Annotated in this window: 16 protein-coding genes; 7 read left to right on the top strand and 9 right to left on the bottom strand. The window is 32.1% G+C overall.

The genetic code is table 11. The features are described from left to right. Positions 1-10: 10 nt before the first annotated feature. The 7 genes from ABJD27_RS07590 to ABJD27_RS07620 form a co-directional block, all read right to left on the bottom strand. The gene (locus tag ABJD27_RS07590; RefSeq protein ID WP_348172129.1) at positions 11-2,008 is read right to left on the bottom strand and encodes a S8 family peptidase; all 1,998 of its coding nucleotides are present in this window, start codon (positions 2,006-2,008) and stop codon (positions 11-13) included. A 2-nt stretch (positions 2,009-2,010) separates the two neighbouring features. Further along, on the bottom strand, positions 2,011-2,748 hold the full coding sequence (locus ABJD27_RS07595) for a hypothetical protein (protein ID WP_348172126.1): 738 nt from the start codon (positions 2,746-2,748) through the stop codon (positions 2,011-2,013). Between the two features lie 4 nt (positions 2,749-2,752). Next, the gene (locus tag ABJD27_RS07600; protein WP_348172123.1) at positions 2,753-6,931 is read right to left on the bottom strand and encodes a T9SS type A sorting domain-containing protein; all 4,179 of its coding nucleotides are present in this window, start codon (positions 6,929-6,931) and stop codon (positions 2,753-2,755) included. After that, the gene (locus ABJD27_RS07605) at positions 6,928-7,290 is read right to left on the bottom strand and encodes a hypothetical protein (protein WP_348172120.1); all 363 of its coding nucleotides are present in this window, start codon (positions 7,288-7,290) and stop codon (positions 6,928-6,930) included. The genes ABJD27_RS07600 and ABJD27_RS07605 overlap by 4 nt, the downstream gene beginning before the upstream one ends. A 42-nt stretch (positions 7,291-7,332) precedes the next feature. Then, positions 7,333-10,008, bottom strand: a complete 2,676-nt coding sequence (locus tag ABJD27_RS07610; protein ID WP_348172117.1) for a CHAT domain-containing tetratricopeptide repeat protein — start codon at positions 10,006-10,008, stop codon at positions 7,333-7,335. A gap of 133 nt (positions 10,009-10,141) precedes the next feature. Further along, positions 10,142-10,549, bottom strand: coding sequence for a hypothetical protein (locus ABJD27_RS07615; RefSeq protein WP_348172114.1), 408 nt, complete (start codon positions 10,547-10,549; stop codon positions 10,142-10,144). A 61-nt stretch (positions 10,550-10,610) separates the two neighbouring features. After that, complete coding sequence (locus tag ABJD27_RS07620) at positions 10,611-11,066, bottom strand: hypothetical protein (protein ID WP_348172111.1); 456 nt, start codon at positions 11,064-11,066, stop codon at positions 10,611-10,613. A 113-nt stretch (positions 11,067-11,179) separates the two neighbouring features. Between ABJD27_RS07620 and ABJD27_RS07625 the strand changes: the two genes are divergently transcribed. From ABJD27_RS07625 to ABJD27_RS07640, 4 genes are all read left to right on the top strand, one after another. Next, positions 11,180-11,743 carry a sigma-70 family RNA polymerase sigma factor gene (locus tag ABJD27_RS07625; RefSeq protein WP_348172108.1) on the top strand — a complete coding sequence of 188 codons (564 nt, stop codon included), beginning with the start codon at positions 11,180-11,182 and terminating at the stop codon, positions 11,741-11,743. Further along, a complete protein-coding gene (locus ABJD27_RS07630) occupies positions 11,740-12,540 on the top strand; it encodes a hypothetical protein (protein ID WP_348172105.1) in 801 nt (266 codons plus the stop codon). The genes ABJD27_RS07625 and ABJD27_RS07630 overlap by 4 nt, the downstream gene beginning before the upstream one ends. Before the next feature lie 87 nt (positions 12,541-12,627). Beyond that, positions 12,628-14,208 carry a vitamin K epoxide reductase family protein gene (locus ABJD27_RS07635; protein WP_348172102.1) on the top strand — a complete coding sequence of 527 codons (1,581 nt, stop codon included), beginning with the start codon at positions 12,628-12,630 and terminating at the stop codon, positions 14,206-14,208. A 111-nt stretch (positions 14,209-14,319) separates the two neighbouring features. After that, entirely contained in the window at positions 14,320-14,526 is a 207-nt protein-coding gene (locus ABJD27_RS07640; RefSeq protein ID WP_348172100.1) for a hypothetical protein, read from the top strand. Positions 14,527-14,581: 55 nt separating this feature from the next. On the opposite strand, the gene ABJD27_RS07645 is transcribed toward ABJD27_RS07640, so the two are convergent. Together ABJD27_RS07645 and ABJD27_RS07650 are read right to left on the bottom strand one after the other, a co-directional pair. Then, a complete protein-coding gene (locus ABJD27_RS07645) occupies positions 14,582-17,212 on the bottom strand; it encodes a CHAT domain-containing tetratricopeptide repeat protein (RefSeq protein WP_348172097.1) in 2,631 nt (876 codons plus the stop codon). A 103-nt stretch (positions 17,213-17,315) separates the two neighbouring features. Further along, positions 17,316-17,771, bottom strand: coding sequence for a hypothetical protein (locus ABJD27_RS07650; protein WP_348172094.1), 456 nt, complete (start codon positions 17,769-17,771; stop codon positions 17,316-17,318). Positions 17,772-17,861: 90 nt separating this feature from the next. Here ABJD27_RS07650 and ABJD27_RS07655 point away from each other — a divergent pair, with 90 nt between their 5' ends. From ABJD27_RS07655 to ABJD27_RS07665, 3 genes are read left to right on the top strand one after another with little or no spacing between them, the layout of a single operon-like run. Beyond that, complete coding sequence (locus ABJD27_RS07655; RefSeq protein WP_348172091.1) at positions 17,862-18,428, top strand: sigma-70 family RNA polymerase sigma factor; 567 nt, start codon at positions 17,862-17,864, stop codon at positions 18,426-18,428. Next, a complete protein-coding gene (locus tag ABJD27_RS07660; RefSeq protein ID WP_348172088.1) occupies positions 18,428-19,228 on the top strand; it encodes a tetratricopeptide repeat protein in 801 nt (266 codons plus the stop codon). Before ABJD27_RS07655 ends, ABJD27_RS07660 begins: the two co-directional genes overlap by 1 nt. A 30-nt stretch (positions 19,229-19,258) precedes the next feature. Then, positions 19,259-20,068 carry a DNA/RNA non-specific endonuclease gene (locus ABJD27_RS07665; protein ID WP_348172085.1) on the top strand — a complete coding sequence of 270 codons (810 nt, stop codon included), beginning with the start codon at positions 19,259-19,261 and terminating at the stop codon, positions 20,066-20,068. Positions 20,069-20,844: the final 776 nt, after the last annotated feature.

The following is a 20,844-nucleotide window of genomic DNA, read 5'->3' on the forward strand; positions in this document are numbered from 1 at the left end:
GTATGAAAACTTAATATTTGATTAATTGTTTACTAAATTCATACCCTTGAGTAGTAAATATTTTGACAGAATATAAACCTGTACTTAAACTTGAAACATCTATTTCTTCTTGCTCATTTATTGTAACATCCATTACCAGTACTCCAAGGGAATTATGTATTAAAACTTGTGAAACTTCATCATCGTCGTAATTTAATTCTACTATAAAATGCCTATTAGTAGGGTTTGGTGAAAGCATTACATCTTCATTTGTAGGTTGACCATTTCCTGGCTCTGGATCTATAGGTTCTGGATCTACAGGAGGAATATATGGTTGAGGAGGGTCACAATTCAATACTAATGAACTATCAATGTTTAAATTAATGTAGCCTCCATCCTCAGGGGAGTAATCACCACTCAATATTTCAATATTATTTCTCGCCTTAAATTTTAATTTAGAAGTACCAGAAACAGAGTTGTTACTCATTTTTATTTCATAAGGTGCAGTTGTAAGCTTATAAAACCAAGGGCGATATAAAATTCTATCTTTTACCTCTACAGTTCCAAATTCTTCAGCCATGTCTTTAGACATTTTTACTGCTTCATATGCATCTAATCTTCCTGCTCCTAGTCTACCATAGAAAGGTAGGTTTTCAGGGATTGTATCTATTTTAACAGCAGTAAGTTTTAAAATGGTCTCAATTTCTTTAGGATCTAAACAGTAATTTTTTGAAACCATTAATCCTATAGTTCCTACAACAACAGGAGCTGCCCATGATGTGCCTCCAAGACCTGGATTTCTATATTGGTCATTAACGTCTTCTCTTGGTTTAATTGCTGGAGTGCCATAATAAGTTGGAACAACAATATCTATAGAATCATTATGTTGAAATGATATATTGGTCTCGCTTATGGGAATATCAGTACCATGATATGTGTAAGGAAATGGCTGTTTAATAAGATGTACGTCTTTCCAATTATCATACGTTTGTGGATCACCATCAGTATCAACTCCAATATCATTTTTATTACCCACTGTTGAAACAGAAATCACATTTCCATATGAAGCAGGATACACATATCTACTTGCATAGCTTTCATTAGTGTAAATACCATTCGTTCCTATGGTTCCTCCTCTGTAGGGGCCATTACCCGCTGCACAGACAACAACAGTTCCATTAGCAACAATGTTATTAATTCTGTTTTGATCGTTTTGATTACCATTGGTAGTTGAAGGAGAACCAAAGCTACCGTTGACTACTCTAGCACCTATTAAAGATAGCTCTTGCATAGCGTATACAGATAACCCTCTATTAACAACAGCTTTTGTATCAAAACCAATAGAAGATATTCCTTCTCCATTATCGGTAGCTGCTGTTGCACGCCCTAATGTCCCAGATCCATGAACTGATGGATCATAATAAGCAGTAGGGTTAACGCCTGTATCATAATTTCCTAAGCCACCCACAATTTCTGATTGCAGATCTGGATGATTAACATGAAAGCCTGTATCACTAACTCCTATTAAAACATTTTCATTCCCAGATTCAATATCCCATGCTTCTTGTGCTCTTATCATGATTAAGTCATTCTGTTCGTTTGAATCAAGACTTATTTGAGTGCTTGCATCCAAGGTCTCAAAATCATTAGGCATCAACAAGGTTTCATAAGTGGTTAACTCTTCAAAGCCTTTATAGTGACTAAAATCATTAACTAGTTTTGTCACTAATAAGAGTACTCTTTTTTCATCTCCTAGATGAATATTGATTCTTACTATAGTAGTATTTACGTTGTCATAAATCTCTTTAATATTGATGCAATTGGATATGTTCAATTCATCTAAAATATCATTTATCGATTTTGAATCATTAAGTTCTTTATTGATTAGAAATCTATTTTTTACTTTATCATATTTTGGAACATAACTTTCCTCAGCTACTTCAATGTAGAATTCTTTAAAATCCTGGCTATATATCAATTGTGAAAAAGCTAATATTCCAAATAGGATTACATTTTTTATGTATTTCATATTTAGTCAATTTTAGTTTCTAATTCCTCAATCTTTTTGTTTAACTCAATAATATATAGTGTGAGCTCTTCTATTTTTTCCAATAACTTAGCATTCATGGCTCCTAATTCGATACCGTTTTCAAGAACTTCTGCTTCTGAAGGAACATTAGGTAAATGGCCATTTTGCTTAATGAAATCTTCAACTTCTTCTAGAGATTTTAAATCATAATCATTTTCAAATACATAATCTGCCCAAGTGGTATACACCTTAACACCATGTGCTCTTATTTTTCCATTTACTGAAAAACGATACGTGTCATTTCCATCAACAAATGAGGATGTTCCTATTCCGACATTTCCATTAGGAAACAACACGTTTTCTATATTAATTCCTGTCCCTCTATTGATGACAAAAGCTTCTTGTAAGGCAGATAGGTTATCGTTTTCTGCAAATATTTTAAAGTCTCCATTAATGGCAGACATAGCCCAAACTCTTTCATCAACAGGACTAGATGTAGTGTTGAAAAATAGCTGTGAAGAGAAACCACCTTCAAGCCATGCGTTTGCAAAGGATGGGATGGTAGCTGCATCCCCAACAATTAATTGGTTTGTTCTTGTTGTTCCATTTACGTCTAGTTCTTGAACTGGCGCAGTAGTGCCAATTCCTACATTTCCATCATCGGGAAATACATTTGTTTGTGCTGTTGTTGCTGCTATACTTATTGTAAGTAATACGATTAATAGTGTTAGTTTTTTCATGAGTTTATTGTTTTATAATTTTTTTAATAATTAAATCTTGATTGTTAGTTTGAATATTGATGAAGTATATTCCCTTTTTAAGATCAGAGATATTGATGTACTGATCTTTGATGGTTTCGTTTTTCCAAACCAGTTGTCCTTGAATATTAAATAGTTCAATGGATTTTATTTGATTAGAAGAGTCTAGCAATTCTATATGAAGAATATCAGTAGTAGGATTAGGATAGATCGCTATTTGCTTATTTGAAGATTCTTTAGTAGTTATTTCTGAACTACTCAAAACCGTTCTATTCCCTGTTGAGGTATCACTACAGGTAACTCTAATATTGTCTATTCCTACATAACCATCATTAACAATATTGGCTGGATCTGGTAGTATAGGAAACTCAATACTTAGTGTTTCTGATGCTGCTGTAGCTTGCATGACTATTGTAGTGGTATACCATTGATTTGTATACGTAGTAGAATATATCTGATAATTCACGGGTGTATCAGAAACTTCTGTGCCTCCAAAATTTACTAAAGGCATATATTGTAATAACTCCGTCTGTCTTGTACCTCCAGAAGCCGATGTAGAAATAGGGGAGTGCTCAAAGCTTATTTCGTAATATTCTCCAGGAGTTAATCCATCTATGGTTGTTGTAATACCATTGTATTCAGGAGCTCCTATTTGTTTTTGAGCCCATAGCATAACAAAGTTTTCTCCTCCTGTGTTGGAAGCATCTGCTGGATTGTTATTATAAGTGCCATTAGGAAACATCCATAGGTTTTCATAATTACAACCTTGCGCATTATAGACAGCTTCATCTGTTACGATATAGTGAGCGGCGTGATACTTAGTTGCCTTCCATGGGAATGCTGTATTCCAAGCAGGATTAAAGTGTCCAAAAGGAAACATCGTGCAGTCATTACCATCACTATAATCTTGCTCGGCAGTTTCAAAATCAAATAAGATATCTACTTGGCAGTCTGAAGGCATTGTGCTAGGAATCCATTCTTGAGAAGCTACTTTCCAACCTTTAGTAATAGTCAATGCTTGTAAAGGAGCAAGTCCAAAAGGGAGTTCTTGTTCGAATATAATTTTCCCAGTACGATTTTCTATATAACACAATATACTACCAGTTTCATTTTGTGATTCAAATGTCCAAAAATGCTTTATATACTCAGGATGGACTTCGGTACTTAGACCAAGATTTGTTCTAAAAAAACCAGTTGATGAATTTGTAAACGTGTGTGTATCCCCATTGTCGTCTGTAAGCGTAAACTCAAAATCTTCCCATGGTGTTTCAGATCGTAATTCTTGTTTTATAGAAAAATGAATGTTGGTTTCAATTTCTGTGTGTCCGTCAACGAGTTCTGGTGTTACAGTATGTGAAGTGTTGGAAATATCAGTATGAGATACTGCATGTGTCCAAAAAGTAGTATCATCTCCTTCTAAATACACAATTTCTCCATCAAGACCAGGTGTACCTGTTGGATCGGAGTCTACATAATATTTGTCTATTGGATTTCCGCCCAATGTCGAACCTATCTCTATGACTCTATTTTGTTTAGGATCTACTTTAAAACGAATGACCTCTCCATTTTGCCTTTTTCCTGATGTATTTAATACTAAATTTGAAAGTGTAGTGTTTGATCTTTTGTTGTTCGTATTTCCATTGGTATAATATGGGTTGAAACGAACAAAATCATCCGTGATGCGAAGTGTGAATTCTCCATCTACATAGGCACCATTTGCCCAATCTGTAGTAAAAAAGTGATGTCCGGAACCATTTATTGTAAATGTTGGAACAATAATACTTGCTGATTTATTGGCTAAGGTGTGTTGATTAGAAAATGATATTCTGGCACCAATAGCATTAATATCTGATCCATCAAAAGAATATGGTAAATCATGTGTTTTATTGAATATGTAGACTGCCAGTTCATCACCTACTGGAATATCTGCCATTCCATTATTTTTAGTCTCAGGAGCAAAATATGGACGTATGAGTTTTCCTAAACCTATAGCATTTCTGAATTTGAAATTTCTGAATTCTACTTTTGCACCATCTCTAATGACTCCGTTATTAAAACCTTTAGAAAAAAGTGAATTACCATCGACATGTGCAAACTCACAATTTTCAAAAATAACAGTGCTTTCTTCAGTAAATTCATTAGAATAGGTTTCATTAATACTATTGTCAAACCTAGGGAGACGATTGGTGTTATCAGTATTATTTAGATAATGTAATGTTCCATTAGGGACATAAGGAAATAAATGCTCTCCTCCGTAATTTGTACCAAAAGTTGTGTTGTCAAATTTTACTAAAACGTCTTCTTTTAAAAAACGAACTAAGTTCCCATCATAGTGATCATTAAGACTGATAAAGTCAGAATCATAAACATCAACTACTTGAAATTCAAGACGATTTCCACCATTGCTCGTTAAACTATTAACATAAACATGTTCTCCGTCAATTTCAGTATCTGTGAGTTCTAATTCTCCAAAGATCAATCGAGCTTTTATATCGCTATTCACCACTTTTAAAGTCCCTCGGGTAGCATTAGCTACTTCTTGGTTATTAGTCCCTTCTCCAAAGTTTTGAAATTGTAATCCCGTACCTTGAATATTGGAGTCATAAATTTCAGAAAATGCAGGTTTAATAATAGTATCTACCTCCCCTAAACTAACGTCGTTAGGATCTATCAAATATTGATTTCCAGTCGCATAATACCTCCAGTGTCCAAACTCGCTGGTTATGTTTGTAATTCTAAAAGCTACATCTGGATGAACATAATTAGGATGTCCAAAGGTTCTTACAGTGTTAGAACTTATTATTAAACGACTAGGGGGATTTGGAACAGTCTCACTTGGAGTTGGTCTATTGTCATCATGAAACTGGATGACTATTGTTGCATTAGTTGTATTTGGTAGTCCAGTATTAGAAATATCTAAATTGTGTCCGTTTATGATATCTGCTAAATTTGGTTCCATAGGACTATCTATGTGAAATTGATAAAAAAGCCCTCCATTAATACGTACTCCCATAGCTCTAGAAGGTGCGACATAATCATACCAAGAAAAATCTGCGTTAGGATTAGTAGGTTTTAGAACTCCATTTTCAATTTTAAAATTATCAAACAGCCAACGTCCTCCATCAGTTTCGGTATAGATGCCTTCAGAAGTAAAGCTTCTTCCATTTTCACCTATGTAATGTCCGCTATAATTTACTTTAAGATTTGTAATGGTGATCTGAGAATCACCACCAAACTGAGAGATTCCCCCATTTCTAGTTCTAACTTCAGCATTTGGATCGTCATTAAGAATAAAAATTTCTTGATAGCTAGTAGTGCCTTCAATACCTCCTTTTACCCCATTGAAATAAGAATTCCAGAAAGGATCCGTACCAGTATCTATATCACTAGTTAATGGAGTTGTGTTTTTCAATTCAATAGTTCGGACAGAGTCTTCTGCTCCATTAACAGAAAATAAAGTGGTTGTAAAAAAGGAACATTGTCCTCCCCATCTCGTACTCGCTTCATCAGGTGGAATACATGATACGTCAAGCTTTATATCGTGATTACTCACTTGACTAGCAAATAATGCAAATTTGTAATCCCAGTTTATAGTTTCTGAACATAGTTTAATACGAGCATTACTAGTATTTCTAATCGTTGTTGTTACATTATCTGGAAAGACTAAAGCTTTATTTGTTGTTTCTGTATAATCGTTGTGATAAAAAGGATTGACACCAATAATTCCATTTTGGCTAAGTGTAATTTCTCCACCAGCAGTTATAAGTGCTTGTAATGCATCATAATTGTTGGTGTATACATACGCCCTTGTATCTATGCCTTGATTAGGGGCAACACCATTTATACTTGCAGAAGTACCGTCTGTAGATACACTTGTTACTTGAGCTGTTACAGTGACAATACGTCCAGGTGTTGTAAATGGAATCTCAGCAGTTGAACTTGGGTTATGGTGCCCTTTTTTAATAGCTATTAATTTTCCAACGTCTGCAGCTGTAAAAAGATACCCATTCCGAGCATCTATTTGGTTTGACCCAGCCGTTACTGAAACATCCATATAACGTAAATCTGCGATAATTCCAGTAGAAGAGATACTAGAAGATCGATTTGATGTTGCATTCAGGGATATGCTAAAAGCGCATAGAATAAATAGTATGATTTTATTCATAATAATGTAATTTTTGAGTGTTTGTTTAGTGATTGATGAATAGAGGTGCGTTGTTCACAAAAAGGGTTGAAGGTTTGGTACGCTTTCGCGAAAGCGTATTGAGAATGAATAGTACAAGTTGAGGTGAACTTTTCTGTTTTATAGATCAGGCCTATAAGCGTAAACCCTAAACTCGCAGATAGACCTGTTCTCAAATAAGCTATGTTTTTATCTGGAAAATGAGGAAGAACACCTATAATAGTATGAAGATTTACATACGATAGGTACCCTTGTATTTGAAACACAAGTTCTTTCTGATCAATAGTAATCGTATTGATTCTTGATAGTACCTGTAGTCGATAAGTAATAATATTGTTCAAGGAGACTTTTTAAGTGTTTCTCCTTGTTGTTCCTGTAGTTTATTATTTGTTACCCAAGAAATATATTTTTTTTCTTTTTTTATATAAAATGAAAATAATAAGGATGATACCTATAAGAATAAGAACGTAAAATGTCTTTGTGTTAGAAGTGTATAGAGATGTGTCTGCTTCACCTATTAAAATAAATGGAGCCCAATAATATGGAGATTGTTTTGATAAATTACTATCATGTATATAATCGAGTTTTGCTTGATATAATGCATCAGATTTAGAGTCTCCTTCTTTTATATATGAATAAAATGAATCCATAATTTTTGCGGTAACCTTATCATTGGTTTCCCATAAACTAGATACGACAGTATTTGCTCCAGCATAGAAAAAACCTCTAGCTAGACTCATCACACCTTCACCATAGGCAATATCTCCGACACTCGTATTACAAGCACTGAGTACTACAAGCTCTGCATTATTTTGATATGAGTATAATTCGTGGGCTTGTAATTTAGTATTTCGAAATGCAATCCAGGGATTTGAGGATGCATCTGCGTGCGTTGCTAAATGAATTATTTTACTACTATTTGACTTGGTCAGGAAATTATCTTTTGTAGCCATCTCTTCTAGAAATGAAATGCCTTCTATATTCTTTTTTATAGCACTGATTTCTAAATTACTTTTAGGTAAAGAATATAGATCGTCATAAGAAAATTGTACAGGAGCAAATCCTGTAAATTCGGTATCATATTTTCGTTGAAGCACTTCATTTCTTTTTGAAAACGATAATGAATAGGAGTAATTTATCTTATTTGATGTAATAAAATAGTCTGTTGGGTCTTTAGAAAGTAAGAATGATTCAAATGGAATATACTGTAATTCTCCATCTGGAATAATTAGTAATTCTTTATGAGTAATAGCCGCTTTTATTGTTTTGGAAGGGATTAAAATATTAAATAATGATTGTGCTGCTATTTGATATTTATGTTGCTCAGATGTTGTCTCAAATGGCTTAGCTATAGCAGTTCTGTATTGGGTGATGTTTTTTTTAAGTATATCAGGGTTTTCTATTTCAAAAATTTCAGTGATATCTGTGTCGATGTACATCCCATATACAGACTCTGTATCGTCATCTTGATTTCTTCCCCATATATAAGAAATAATAGCTTTTGTATTGTCTAGGCCCGACCGTACTTCATCTATGGTTGTTAAGTGATCTTTTAACGTGTTTTTTGAATACCAAGGAAAGGCAATTGTGATAGAATCAGTTAGATCTTGATATTGAGTTTTTAGATGAAAGAGAGACTCGTGTTTCTCCTTTTGTATTGTTACATCTTCTGTTTGTGTAATCGTAGTTTCTAATGCTAAAATAGCTTTCTTTAATTCTTGCTCTTGTTTTTGAATAGAGTCTGGGAGTTGCTTGTTCTTAACTTTTATAGAAATCCCAGAGGTAAGTATTAATGCTTTGTTTTTTTCTATAAAATAAAAAGCAGTATCATACTTATTAAGCATGTTAGAAATTCTAACACCTTGTATATATAATAAAGACCCCCTGTCTCTCCAATGTAATTGGGATTTCTCTTCACTACTTCCTTCTAGTATAATATCAATTAATATGTCTGCCATTAGGATATTATCAAGGGCTAGTGATAAGTAATTGGAGTCCTTATTTATTAAGTATAGTTGCTCTAGTACATGTGCTTTTTCTACAAAAGCCGTAAATACATAATTTTTGTTTTTTGTTTCTTTTAATTTAGCACTTGATATCGTAGTTGTCTTAGTGTTTTTTATGCCTGTACTTATGGTAAGAGATTCTTGTATGGCTTTTAGTGCATTGTCAAAATCTCCTCTATATCTATGATACTGACTTAGATGATGATAAGAGTATTCAGCATTTTGAGGGCAATTCTTTAGCGTTTTTTGAATGTAATAGTTAGCACTATCTTTTTTTGCAATATTATAAAGATCTGATAAATTAATATATATAGAACAGTTGTTATGAGTAATTCCTTCTCTTTTGAGTAACTCTATATTTTTGAAATGATAATCCCTTGCTTTTTCAAAATCAAACGTTTCTGTTTGAGTATAATAATCTGCATATCTTGTGTATATATCAGATTTTCTAGAAGGTTTTATGGTGATGAAACCATCTGATTCAAGCGCAAGTATACGATCTAATATCTTTTTGCTTTTTAGACTCGCTTTGGGGCCTTGATTGGAATATACCAGATAGAGATTATTATAGTTGTTAATTAGTTTTGAATAATCTTGTAATTCCTCTAAAATAGAAATGCCTTTTTTAAAGTATTCTTCGGCTTTGTAATAATCACCTATAACATTATAATAAAGACCTAATCGAGAATACGACTGGGCTATTCTAGCTTGGTCAATTCCTTCCTCAATAATACGAAGATATAATTCGTTACTCTTGTCATATTCTTTAGTTACACTATAGAAAAAACCTAGACGAAAGCGAAACGTAGCGTAGATAGAATCTTTTACTTTAGATGTAGGGTATTTTTTTAAAGCAAGCTCTCCATAATGAATAGCTTCTTTGAGATTCGATTTGTAAATTTCAATTGAAAATTGTGAAGCAATAGTACTATAATCTTTATAATTTTTTGAAGATTCACATAGTGTTAGTAAACTATCTACTTTTGTTTTAGAAGTATACCCTTGGTTAGCATATAGTGAGTTATATGTGTCAAAATAATTTTGGCTTTGCATATTGTTTATATAAAACAACACACAAAGCCAAATAGATATATTCTGTAATAATTTCAAATTTTATTTTTAAATAAGTATATGTTTTTCAAAATACATATTTTATAAATACTATAATTTGAGTTATTAAAAATATTTATAAACAAAGACCAACAGAAGGGTATACGATAGATTCTAAATCAGGATCTACTGGTGGTATTACACTTGGTTGTTCTATACAAGGCTCTAATATAGTCCAAATCTCAGCATTTGGGTTGATATCACATTGATCTACGGCAAGCATAAAATTGCAATAAGGAGCCCTTATCCCGGACTTCTGCTTATTTGTGGTGCCTTGTCTATATTCTATATACATATATGATATACAATTTTCAGGTATATAGAGGGAACTATCTGCACACGTTTCAATTTCAGTTTGATCATCAAATCCAAATAAATTTGTAGTTATTTGATCTTCGACAGGATTTTCTCCTTCGGTACTACAACCAATAACTAAAATAAAAATTGATAGTAGAAATGTAAGTTTTAAAATGTTTTTTTTCATAAAAAATGTTTAGGATTAAAAGTATAGGGTATTGTTCCGTACTTCTAATTTATTAATCTATTTAGTTTGTAATTAAGTCTATATCTGTCATACCTGTATTTCGACAATCACTAGCATGTGAAGCTTGTTTTAAATCAGGGTCTACAGGAGGAATCATCCCTGGCTGGCATACTAATGGGAGAGGACCATTGTTGTGACAAGGTCCTCTTACTGTCCAGATCTCAGCATTAGGATTCATGTCACATAATTCTATAGAGATAATACTACCACAATATGGAGCGCGTATAACCTGTTTTTCTTCTCTAGTTAATCCAGGCTCATACTCTATAAAAAAAATATTTATACCATATCCATCAGTGTCTAAATTAGGATCTATACAAGGTGTTTCTGTTTGATCACCAAATAAGTTTGCGGTGATCAATTCTTGCTCTGGAGCATTTTCCTGCTCTACGCTACAACTAATTGTTAAAATAAAAGTAAATAATAGAAATGTAAATTTTAAAATGGTATTTTTCATAAAAATGAGTTTAGGGTTAATATTTATTTTATACAATATCTGTTACATGATCCTATTATTTGTTACCCATAAATATAAAAGTTTATTTTTGTCTACCTAATCATTTTTAACGAATGCTTGATAACACAGAGGCTCTCAATGCTTTACTTGAAAATGACGCTAAAGTAATAGGCGTCATGTATGCAAAAATCTTCCCTAAAGTGAAGAAATTTGTGATACAAAACAAAGGACAGCAAGTAGACGCCGAAGATATTTTTCAAAAAGCATTACTGCAAATAGCAGTTCGTTACCGTAGAGAACCTTTTGAAATTAAGAGTAGTTTTGATGCCTATTTATTTACAGCCTGTAAAAATTTATGGCGTAGAGAATTAAATAAAAACAAACCAAGGGTAACAGAAGATGCAGTTATGGAACTTCATCATGAAGAACGAGATATGGCACTAGCCGCATTTGAGCAAGAACGATGGGAATTGTTCACAGAAAAACTAGAAGCTATATCCGAAAATTGCAAAAAAATACTCAAACTGTTTTTTGCAAAGGTTTCGTACGAGCGCATTGTTAAAGAAATGGGCTATAATTCAGAAACTGTTGCAAGACAGCGCGTGTTTAAGTGCAAAGCAAAGTTGACACAAACCATAACCAGCGACCATCGTTATAATTCCTTAAAAGAATTATGAATCCAGAAGAAGAAAATAAGCACATAGAGTCCTATTTGTTAGGTCATTTATCTACCGAAGAAGTAGCACTTGTAGAAAAACGGATGTCTGAAGATATACGCTTTCGCGAAAGCGTACTTATACACAAACAACTCTTTGAGTCACTCTCAGAAAATAATTGGAGTTCTGCAAAAAATGTAGACCCAAAACGACTTCAAGAATACGAAGCGTTATATAGAGATAAAGAAACGGCACAACTTAAAAAAGCAATTGCAGAGGCACAAAGCAATTATAAAAAAAGCACGTCAAATAATAAACGCCCTTGGTTGTATTACCTTAGTGCCGCTCTTGTTGCTATATTGATTACTATAGCCGTATTAATGCCACAACAGCAAACACCTCAAGAATTATATGTAGCGTATTATACAGTATCAGATATCCCTTCTTTAGCATCACGTGGAACAGAAGAAGACACTTCACTTGTAGATGCAGAGCAGTATTTTGAAGCAGGGAATTATGAGAATGCGTTAGCAATACTTACTCCTAAAGTAGCTTCTGTAGTACACAATAAAGCGAGTGTGTTACTTTATAAAGGAATTTCTGAAATGGAGTTAGGGCGTTCTCAAAATGCAGAAGCTACTTTTGACCAACTTATAAGGAGCGACTTAATGGATGCTTCTATGGGATTGTGGTATAAAGCATTACTTTTCTTAAAAATAGAAGATAAAGAAAAGGCAAAAATGACCTTACTTCAAATACAAAAATCATCTTCAAATTATAAATATAAAGAAGCACAAGCGCTTTTAGAGAAGTTGTAATTTATTTTATTTAAATTTTTTTTCATTTTTTAGGGTAAGAATTCTTTTTGTCTAGAACATATAGGTGTTTATAAAAAACATCTACGTATGGACGAATTAGTTTTTCGCTTTTTATTGCAATCAAATGAGAACTCATTTTCAAAAGAAGATATCTCTCTTCAATTACGTTCTCATGAAGATTACCCTAGCCTAAAAGCTATTACAGATACACTTGATTATTTTGGAGTAGATAATGTAGCCGCTAATATTCCTAAAGATGGATTACCACAATTACCTAAATTATTTTTGGCACTTATAGAAAAGGAGGGAGCTACAGAACTTGTACTTGTAACACAAAAGAAACAATTTTTATTTATAAGAACGATAACCAATAAAAAAGAAAACCTTTCTGTTGAAGATTTTTCTAAAATATGGACTGGGACTATTATTGCAATAGAACAAGAAGAAAATGAAGTGTCTACTTCATTTAAAAAGTTTGTCATTTTTCAAAAATCAATACTATATATAAGTGTTTTAGTTGTAGGGATTCTACTTATGACTTTGAATACAATTGCAGAAGTAGTATATGCATTGTTAACAGTTGTAGGGTTATTATTAAGTTATTTAGTAACTAAAGAAAGTGTAGGGTTAAAAGATGATTTTACGGCAAAAGTGTGTGGTGCATTTTCTTCTAAAGCAGAAAGTTGTAGCACAGTTATTACCTCAAAACAAGGCAATATTGGTAAAGGGTTTGGTTTAGGAGATGCTTCGATTATATATTTTGGGAGTCTCTTTTTTACGATTACATTTTTAGGGGTTTATACTAACGTGCTCTTTGTAGTTTCTATAGGATCTTTGTTGGTTGTAGGATATTCTATATATCTACAAGGAGTTCAGTTAAAACAATGGTGTAGCCTTTGCTTATTAATATCAGTGGTGCTGATATCCCAATTTGGAATGTTATTTTTTACATTCTCAAGTTGGGATTTTTCATTTAATCATATATTAAAAATGTCTGCGATCACTTTTGCATTAAGCGTTTTGTGGTATCAGGTAAAGCCTCTAATCAAAAGAAATGAAGAGTTATTTACTGTGAAAAAAGAGTATTTAAAATTTAAAAGAAACGCTCTTTTTTTTAATACAGCATTGAGAGAAGGAATTAATAATACTTTAAAACATGTACCTAAAGAAGCTCAAGTCTATTTTGGATCTCGAGAAGCTTCAATACAAATAACTGCATACACCAATCCTCTATGTGGTTATTGCGTAGACGCTTTTGAACTATACGATAAATTACTATTACAATATCCAGAAAGTATTGGAGTTCAATTTGTTTTTAATACACCTGCAGATCAAGAAAATCCATCGACTCAAATAGCAAAACGAATACTAGAAGAATATTCTAAAGATTCTAAAAGTGCTTTTATCATACTTAAAGATTGGTTTGCGAATAGGGACGTAGATCAATGGTTGGGAAAATACGGTAGTCCAAATGATATGTTGCTTATGGATGATCAAATACTACAAATACATCGTGATCTAGCAAAACAAAATGATATACAGTATACACCAGAGACATTATTGGGGAATCAGAAGTTTCCTAGAAAGTATTATGAATATGAAGATCTATTCTTATTTATAGAAACATTAAAACAACAAACTACCTTACATAAAGAAATTGTGGTTTAAATATAAAAGAGCCTAGCGTTCACTAGGCTCTAAAACATTCTTGCAAGGACAGACACAAACTGTGAGTGTCTCAAAATGTTCACAGTAAAATTAATTATAAATTTTTATATTATGTTAAAAAACATTTTAAAACTAGAGGGGATTAAAGAATTAAACAAGTCTGATCAAAGAGGGCTAAATGGAAGCGGATCAAGAGCGCCAATCAGTTGTAATTCTGATTTAGATTGTGAGCAAAATGGTGATTTCTGCCCAGGACAAGTTAGATGTGTTCCTGGATTTGGAATATGTTTCGGAGTAGGAGGAGGAGCAGATTGCTAAAACTCTAATGTAAATGCCGTTACGTATTATTCTTAACGGCATTTACTAATATACTTTACTGTCTTTTTTGTTTTCTAGATACATATATACGCATAAGAATGAAAATAAATAATACAATGATTATTGATACGACTATGTGTAGTGTCCAGTTTTTTTCTGGTAATGGCCCTGTTTCTCCTAATAATACAAATGATGCCCAATAATGAGGCAAAAGCTCAGAGCCAGAATGATTATTTAAGTAATTTATTTTGGAGTTATGAAGAGACATTGCTTTAGATTGCCCTTCGTGTAGATTCTTATAAAAATCACCCATAATTTCTGCAGTAGCTTTATCGTCTACTCTCCAAAGTGATGATACTGTAGTTTGTGCACCTCCGTAAAAAAAACCTCTAGAAAGACTCATCGTTCCTTCTCCTTCTTCTATTTTTCCGGTACCTGTATTACAGGCACTTAATACAATTAAGGATGCATCATTTTGATATAAGCTTAATTCATCTAAATATATTTTTTCATCACTAAAAGCTATCCAAGGTGTTATAGTATCATTTGCATTTGCGTGTGTAGCAAGATGAATAATATTATACTTTCCTAAAGCATTAGAAAAAATATCTTTAGTAGCCTTATTATTACGATATACAGTACCTTCAAAATGAGTATTGATATTGTCAACTTCAGTGCTGCTATTTACAAGTTCAATAAGATTTTGATTGTCAAAATTTATAGGGGCAAACGCTAAAAAATTATACTTTTTTGATGTCATATTTGCTAAAACACTATTCTCCTGATGAAACGTATAGCTATACTTATAACTAATTTGATTTTCCTGAATAAGATACTTTATGTTTTTCTGACTCTCTGAGATAACAAGGCTTTCAAATGGAATCCTCGTCAAAAAATCATCAGGAATAATAATAAGCTCTTTGTTTTTGATAAACGTTTTTACTTCTTTTGGGAATAGTTTATCAAATATAGTATGCGATAATTTATTGTATTCTGTGACTTCATTTTGAAGTACAAATGGTTTTGCATTGATATCTGATAATTCCTGTATGTGGCTTCTTAATATATCAACATCTTCTATTTCAAAAAAATGACGGTCATTTTTAGAAATAAAAATAATATACCCCTTATTTGGATTAGGATAGATTCCGAAGCCTGTATCTATATTAATATGGTATTCCACTAAAACTTGATTAGATGTTAACGTGTTTTGAATATCATCATTAGAAAGGGGTTGATAAGGTTTTAAAGTTTTTACATAATCAGGATATATAGATTTGATACTATCTTCAAGGTGAGTAAGCGCATCTCTTAATTCTGTAATTTTGATATTTTCACCTTGATCTAATTCTTTAATTTGTTTTTTGATTTGTAATTCTTTTTGAATTAAGACATCTGGTAACTTTAATTTCTGTTTTTCTTTTCTAGAGATATTTTCTTCATATAATAACAGAGCTTTATTTTTCTCCATAAACTGTAAACCATGCTCAGTATCATTATATAGAAAACAGGCTCTTAGTGCACGACTATAGACCTCAGTCACTTTTTTTCTCCATATAAGTTTAGAAACTTCTTCTTGACTATTTTTATTATAGATGTCAATAAGATCATCAGTAATTAGAGCATATTTTATAGACTCTTTTAGTTGTTCTTTATTCTTAGTTTTTTCATATGCTAATAAATACCCCTCAGATAAATTACCCAACATAATCCATAAATTACTATCACTGTAATATTTATTTAGTATTGTATGTTGTTGCTCTTTTGTAATTGTTTTAAAACTGTTTCCTGTTAAAAGTTCAAGAGCTTTATGGAGCTGATTAATGGATATGTCTATATTCCCAAGAAGAGCATTATTTAGGCCTAAATTTTCATAGATAGTTGCTTTTTTCTTTTGCTCTTTGGAGAATTTTAAAGCAAGTTCATTATAATACAATGCTTTTTTATTATTTGAAGTGTCATAGAGTAACCCTAAATTGGTATATACTTGTGCAATTCTTGTAGAGTCGTGTCTTTTTGTAGCTAATTCTAGGGCTTTATTTAAATGTATGAGACCTTGGGTAGTGTCCTTTATACCATATCTAGCATAATGATCTCCTAAAGCTCTATTGATGGAATATTTTCTGATATACGAAATAGAATGGATATTACTTATAGAGTCAGCTTTTAAAAGATTTGCTAATGTTGTTTCTTTAATTTTATTTATATCAAGAGTTTTATATGCGTTATGAGCGTTTAAATAACATCTTACTAGTTTTTGAGGTTCATTTAGCTCTAGTAATATAGCTTCAGCAATATCATAATATCTTATAGCAGCTTGAAGATCTCCTTTCTTATAATAAACCCTTCCTATTTCAATATATGCATCAGCATTTAAAGAACTAGTAGTGTTATTTGAGAGTTTAAAAATTTCTTGATGAGCCTGTAAACTTTCCTGAAACTGGCCTGTATTATATAAATTTACACCTAATTTATAATATTTTTTTTGTAGACTTATTGTATCTCCTCTATGATATTTTATAGATAAGTTAAGGGTTTCTAATGATTTAGAAACCCTTTTTCTATTATATAGCCAAGAAGCATATCGATTACTTACTATTGAAAAATCATCAAAATTCGATTCCCTTATATTTTCTAAAAGTAATGAATCTAATTTTTGACTAATTAAGCTATCACTTATGGGCAACGCTTTAATTTTTACATAAATATCTTCTTGACTGTGTATACAGATCGTAATAGATATTAAACATAAAACCGATAAAAATCTTTTTAGTTTATAACTAATAAAATTATTCTTCTGCATTGACAACGTCACTTCCTTCAACTTCTTCTCTTGTTGTAGACCCTGGACATATAAGCCCATTATTAAACCCTTCATAATTAAAAATCCACAATTCTAAGTCTGTTGCTGGAGTTAGGCGAAATGCTATATCAAGTCCTAAACTTTCAAAATGTAATCTAGTTAACTCTCTAGTATCTTCAAAGTTTGCAACACCAACAGCAGCTCCTCCTATCCAATTTATTCTATAACGCTCTTCTTGTATACAATTAGTAAAGAAACGATTAGAATTTTCAATATTTAAATCGGTGATAGTTACTAGATCTTCAAAATCTTCTAGTGTTACTGTTTCAACAGTAAGATTACTATTTGCTTGTTCTGTTGTAAGTGAATCTGTTTCTGTTGAGCAACCAGTAATTATTAAAACTAGAGTTACTAGGGATAACATTATTTTTTTTGTTTTCATAATTAATTTTTAAGATTTATATGTTATTTTGTCCTTCTGTTCTAAAAGATTCATAATCTTACCCCCCCCCTAACAATTCTTTTTTAATATATGATTAAAGAAAAAGGTATAGAATTTCTTGAAGGATTGCGAACTGGTGATGAAAAAACCATCAAAGCAATCTACATATCTGTTTTTCCAAAAGTAAGGCATTTTGTACTTAAAAATGAGGGAGGGCAACAAGACGCAGAAGAAGTTTTTCAGAATGCATTGTATCAATTGAGTATTCGATTGAAATTGAGTAATATAGAAATTAAGTCTTCTTTTGAAGCCTATTTATTTACGACGTGTAAAAATTTATGGCGTAAAGAATTAAATTCCAAAAAAAGATGGGTAAGAAATGAAGAAGTTTTAGCACATAAAAGTGAAGAAAGTGATCATAGTGAAGCTATTATCGCACAAGAAAGATGGGATCTTTTTGAAGAAAAGTTAACATTATTATCTCCTAATTGTAAGGAGTTATTAAAAGATTACTTTAAAAAAGTACCTTACGACCGTATTGTAAAGAAGTTTAATTATGCTTCTGAAAATGTGGCGTTTCAGCGTATTTTTAAATGTAAAAAACGTCTTGGAGATTTGATTAAGAAAGATAGTAACTATGCAAAACTCAAATCATAATGGAAGAAGATATACATAAAAAAATAGAAGCGTATCTCAGTAAGACTATGACTGAGGATGAGATGACTCGATTTGAGAAAGATATTGCTGCAAATACAGAATTGAAAGAAGAAGTGATATTGTATAAATCACTTAACCATCACCTTACTGATACTACTTATGATGATGATTCTTTCTTTGATAGTGCTTATAAAAAAGAAATAGATACCTATATACGAAGCGAAGAAGGAGAAGTTTTAAAAAAAAAGTTATTAAAAGTAAAAGAAGAATATTTGGCAACTTCTGAAAAGGAAAAACCTAAAACACGCTCTTTATATTATATGCTATCTGCTGCTGCAGTAATAATTGTATTATTTGGATTATTATTTACTGGAAACCCTAATACAAGCTTATATAACGATTATTACCAAACAACAGAATTACCTTCTTTCATATCAAGATCAGATGATAAAACACTTGCATCAAAAGCAACTTCTTACTTTAAGAAAGGGGATTTAGATAATTCATTATCTAGTTTTAAAGAATATATTCAAAGTACAGGAAAAGATTTAGACCCTAGAGTATATATTTATATAGGATTAATCTATTCAGAAAAAGAGAACCTTAAAGAAGCAATCTCGCAATTTGATCTTTTAGAGAAATCGAAAAGTCTTGACCGTTCTCGTGCATTATGGTATAAAGCGTTGACGTATTTAAAATTTGATAAGATCTCAGAAGCAAAAGAAACCCTTGAGCGTATTCTTAAAGATTCTACCAATTATAAGTATATAGAAGCAAAAGAACTTCTAGGAAAATTGTGATTCTTTATTGTGTAAACGATATTTGCGGTAATGAAACGAAAATATACCTATCCGCTTCTTGTGATCCTATTTATGTTAGGATACCTAGCTTTTGAGAAATATGCCAATCAAAAACTAGATGAACCTATTGTAGAAGCTGGTGCACAGGAAAAGGGAAACACCAACAGTTATTTTTTGCCAAGTTCTACGACAGGGCAAGTGATTCATCATAATTATTATTCTTTGAGTTATAGTGAGCCCCATGAACAAGCAGAATGGGTGGGGTACGAACTCAAGAAATCACAAGTAGTCAATAGTGATTTTAAACGTCCTTATTTTGAAGTAGACCCTGCTGTAAAAACAGCCTCTGCACACTGGCGTAATTATAAAAAATCGGGCTATGATCGTGGGCATTTATGTCCTGCAGGAGATAGAGAGTTTAGTAAAGAAGCCTATGACGAAACCTTTTTAACCAGTAATATTACGCCACAAGAACATAGCTTTAATGCAGGCGTATGGAATAGATTAGAACAAAAAGTACGCTATTGGGCAAAAAAATATGATGGTGTTTTTGTGGTTACTGGCGGTGTTTTAAAAGATGATACTACGAGTATAGGAACTGAAGAAGTTACTGTTCCTACATCCTTCTATAAGATCATTTATGATCGTACAGGAGGCACTCCAAGAATGATTGCTTTTTTAATGGATCACCAAGAATCCAAAGAACCTTTATACAGCTTTGTCACTTCTGTAGACCATATAGAACAACTTACAGGAATTGATTTCTTTCCAAAACTGGATGACGCAACAGAGGCAAAACTAGAAGCCTCTTCAGATTACAAACAGTGGAGTTTTAAGTAAATTTTCTTTGTACGCTTTCGCGAAAGCGGATAACTACTTTTCACACAACTATAGCAATTTAAAAATAGAGTAGTACTCTAAAATAGAACATTACTCTATTTTAATCCAATTGAATTATAGCTGTTTTGAAAGGTTTCTATGATCTAAGAGCGTAGCGGTCTATTTTCTTTTTATTACCATTCATTCACTCGATTACCGTCTAACTTACTACATATAAAGAAGATTGCAATTGCACGGAAAGTTCTTTATCATTTGTGTCGAAAAAACTACAAATGCTATAGAACAACCACCCCATTTTTAAAAAAGAGTTTTAGTTTTTTAATGAATCTATTTTCTATGATCTAAGAGCGTAGCGGTCTATACTCTTTATAGGTGGCTGAGTGATTTTGAGAGTCGAATAAGTGTAGCAATTGAGACGTACAAAATAGTATCGAGGTCACTATCTAACTTACTACATATAAAGAAGATTGCAATTGCACGGAAAGTTCTCTACCATTTGTGTCGAAAAAACTACAAATGCTATAGAACAACCACCCCGTTTTAAAAAAAAAGGCTTTTAGTTTTTTAATGAATCTATTTTCTATGATCTAACAGCGTAGCGGTCTATTTTCTTTTTATTACCATTCATTCACTTGATTACCATCTAACTTACTACATATAAAGAAGATTGCAATTGCACGGAAAGTTCTCTACCATTTGTGTCGAAAAAACTACAAATGCTATAGAACAACCACCCCGTTTTAAAAAAAAAGGCTTTTAGTTTTTTAATGAATCTA

The sequence above is a fragment of the Dokdonia sp. genome, assembly GCF_039945015.1.
GTDB lineage: Bacteria > Bacteroidota > Bacteroidia > Flavobacteriales > Flavobacteriaceae > Dokdonia.

Coding starts and splice junctions, on each gene's coding strand:
- ABJD27_RS07590 (WP_348172129.1), bottom strand. CDS start 2,008: ATGAAATACATAAAAAATGTAATCCTATTTGGAATATTAGCTTTTTCA.
- ABJD27_RS07630 (WP_348172105.1), top strand. CDS start 11,740: ATGAATCCAGAAGAAGAAAATAAGCACATAGAGTCCTATTTGTTAGGT.
- ABJD27_RS07610 (WP_348172117.1), bottom strand. CDS start 10,008: ATGCAAAGCCAAAATTATTTTGACACATATAACTCACTATATGCTAAC.
- ABJD27_RS07625 (WP_348172108.1), top strand. CDS start 11,180: ATGCTTGATAACACAGAGGCTCTCAATGCTTTACTTGAAAATGACGCT.
- ABJD27_RS07620 (WP_348172111.1), bottom strand. CDS start 11,066: ATGAAAAATACCATTTTAAAATTTACATTTCTATTATTTACTTTTATT.
- ABJD27_RS07665 (WP_348172085.1), top strand. CDS start 19,259: ATGAAACGAAAATATACCTATCCGCTTCTTGTGATCCTATTTATGTTA.
- ABJD27_RS07640 (WP_348172100.1), top strand. CDS start 14,320: ATGTTAAAAAACATTTTAAAACTAGAGGGGATTAAAGAATTAAACAAG.
- ABJD27_RS07660 (WP_348172088.1), top strand. CDS start 18,428: ATGGAAGAAGATATACATAAAAAAATAGAAGCGTATCTCAGTAAGACT.
- ABJD27_RS07650 (WP_348172094.1), bottom strand. CDS start 17,771: ATGAAAACAAAAAAAATAATGTTATCCCTAGTAACTCTAGTTTTAATA.
- ABJD27_RS07655 (WP_348172091.1), top strand. CDS start 17,862: ATGATTAAAGAAAAAGGTATAGAATTTCTTGAAGGATTGCGAACTGGT.
- ABJD27_RS07595 (WP_348172126.1), bottom strand. CDS start 2,748: ATGAAAAAACTAACACTATTAATCGTATTACTTACAATAAGTATAGCA.
- ABJD27_RS07600 (WP_348172123.1), bottom strand. CDS start 6,931: ATGAATAAAATCATACTATTTATTCTATGCGCTTTTAGCATATCCCTG.
- ABJD27_RS07635 (WP_348172102.1), top strand. CDS start 12,628: ATGGACGAATTAGTTTTTCGCTTTTTATTGCAATCAAATGAGAACTCA.
- ABJD27_RS07615 (WP_348172114.1), bottom strand. CDS start 10,549: ATGAAAAAAAACATTTTAAAACTTACATTTCTACTATCAATTTTTATT.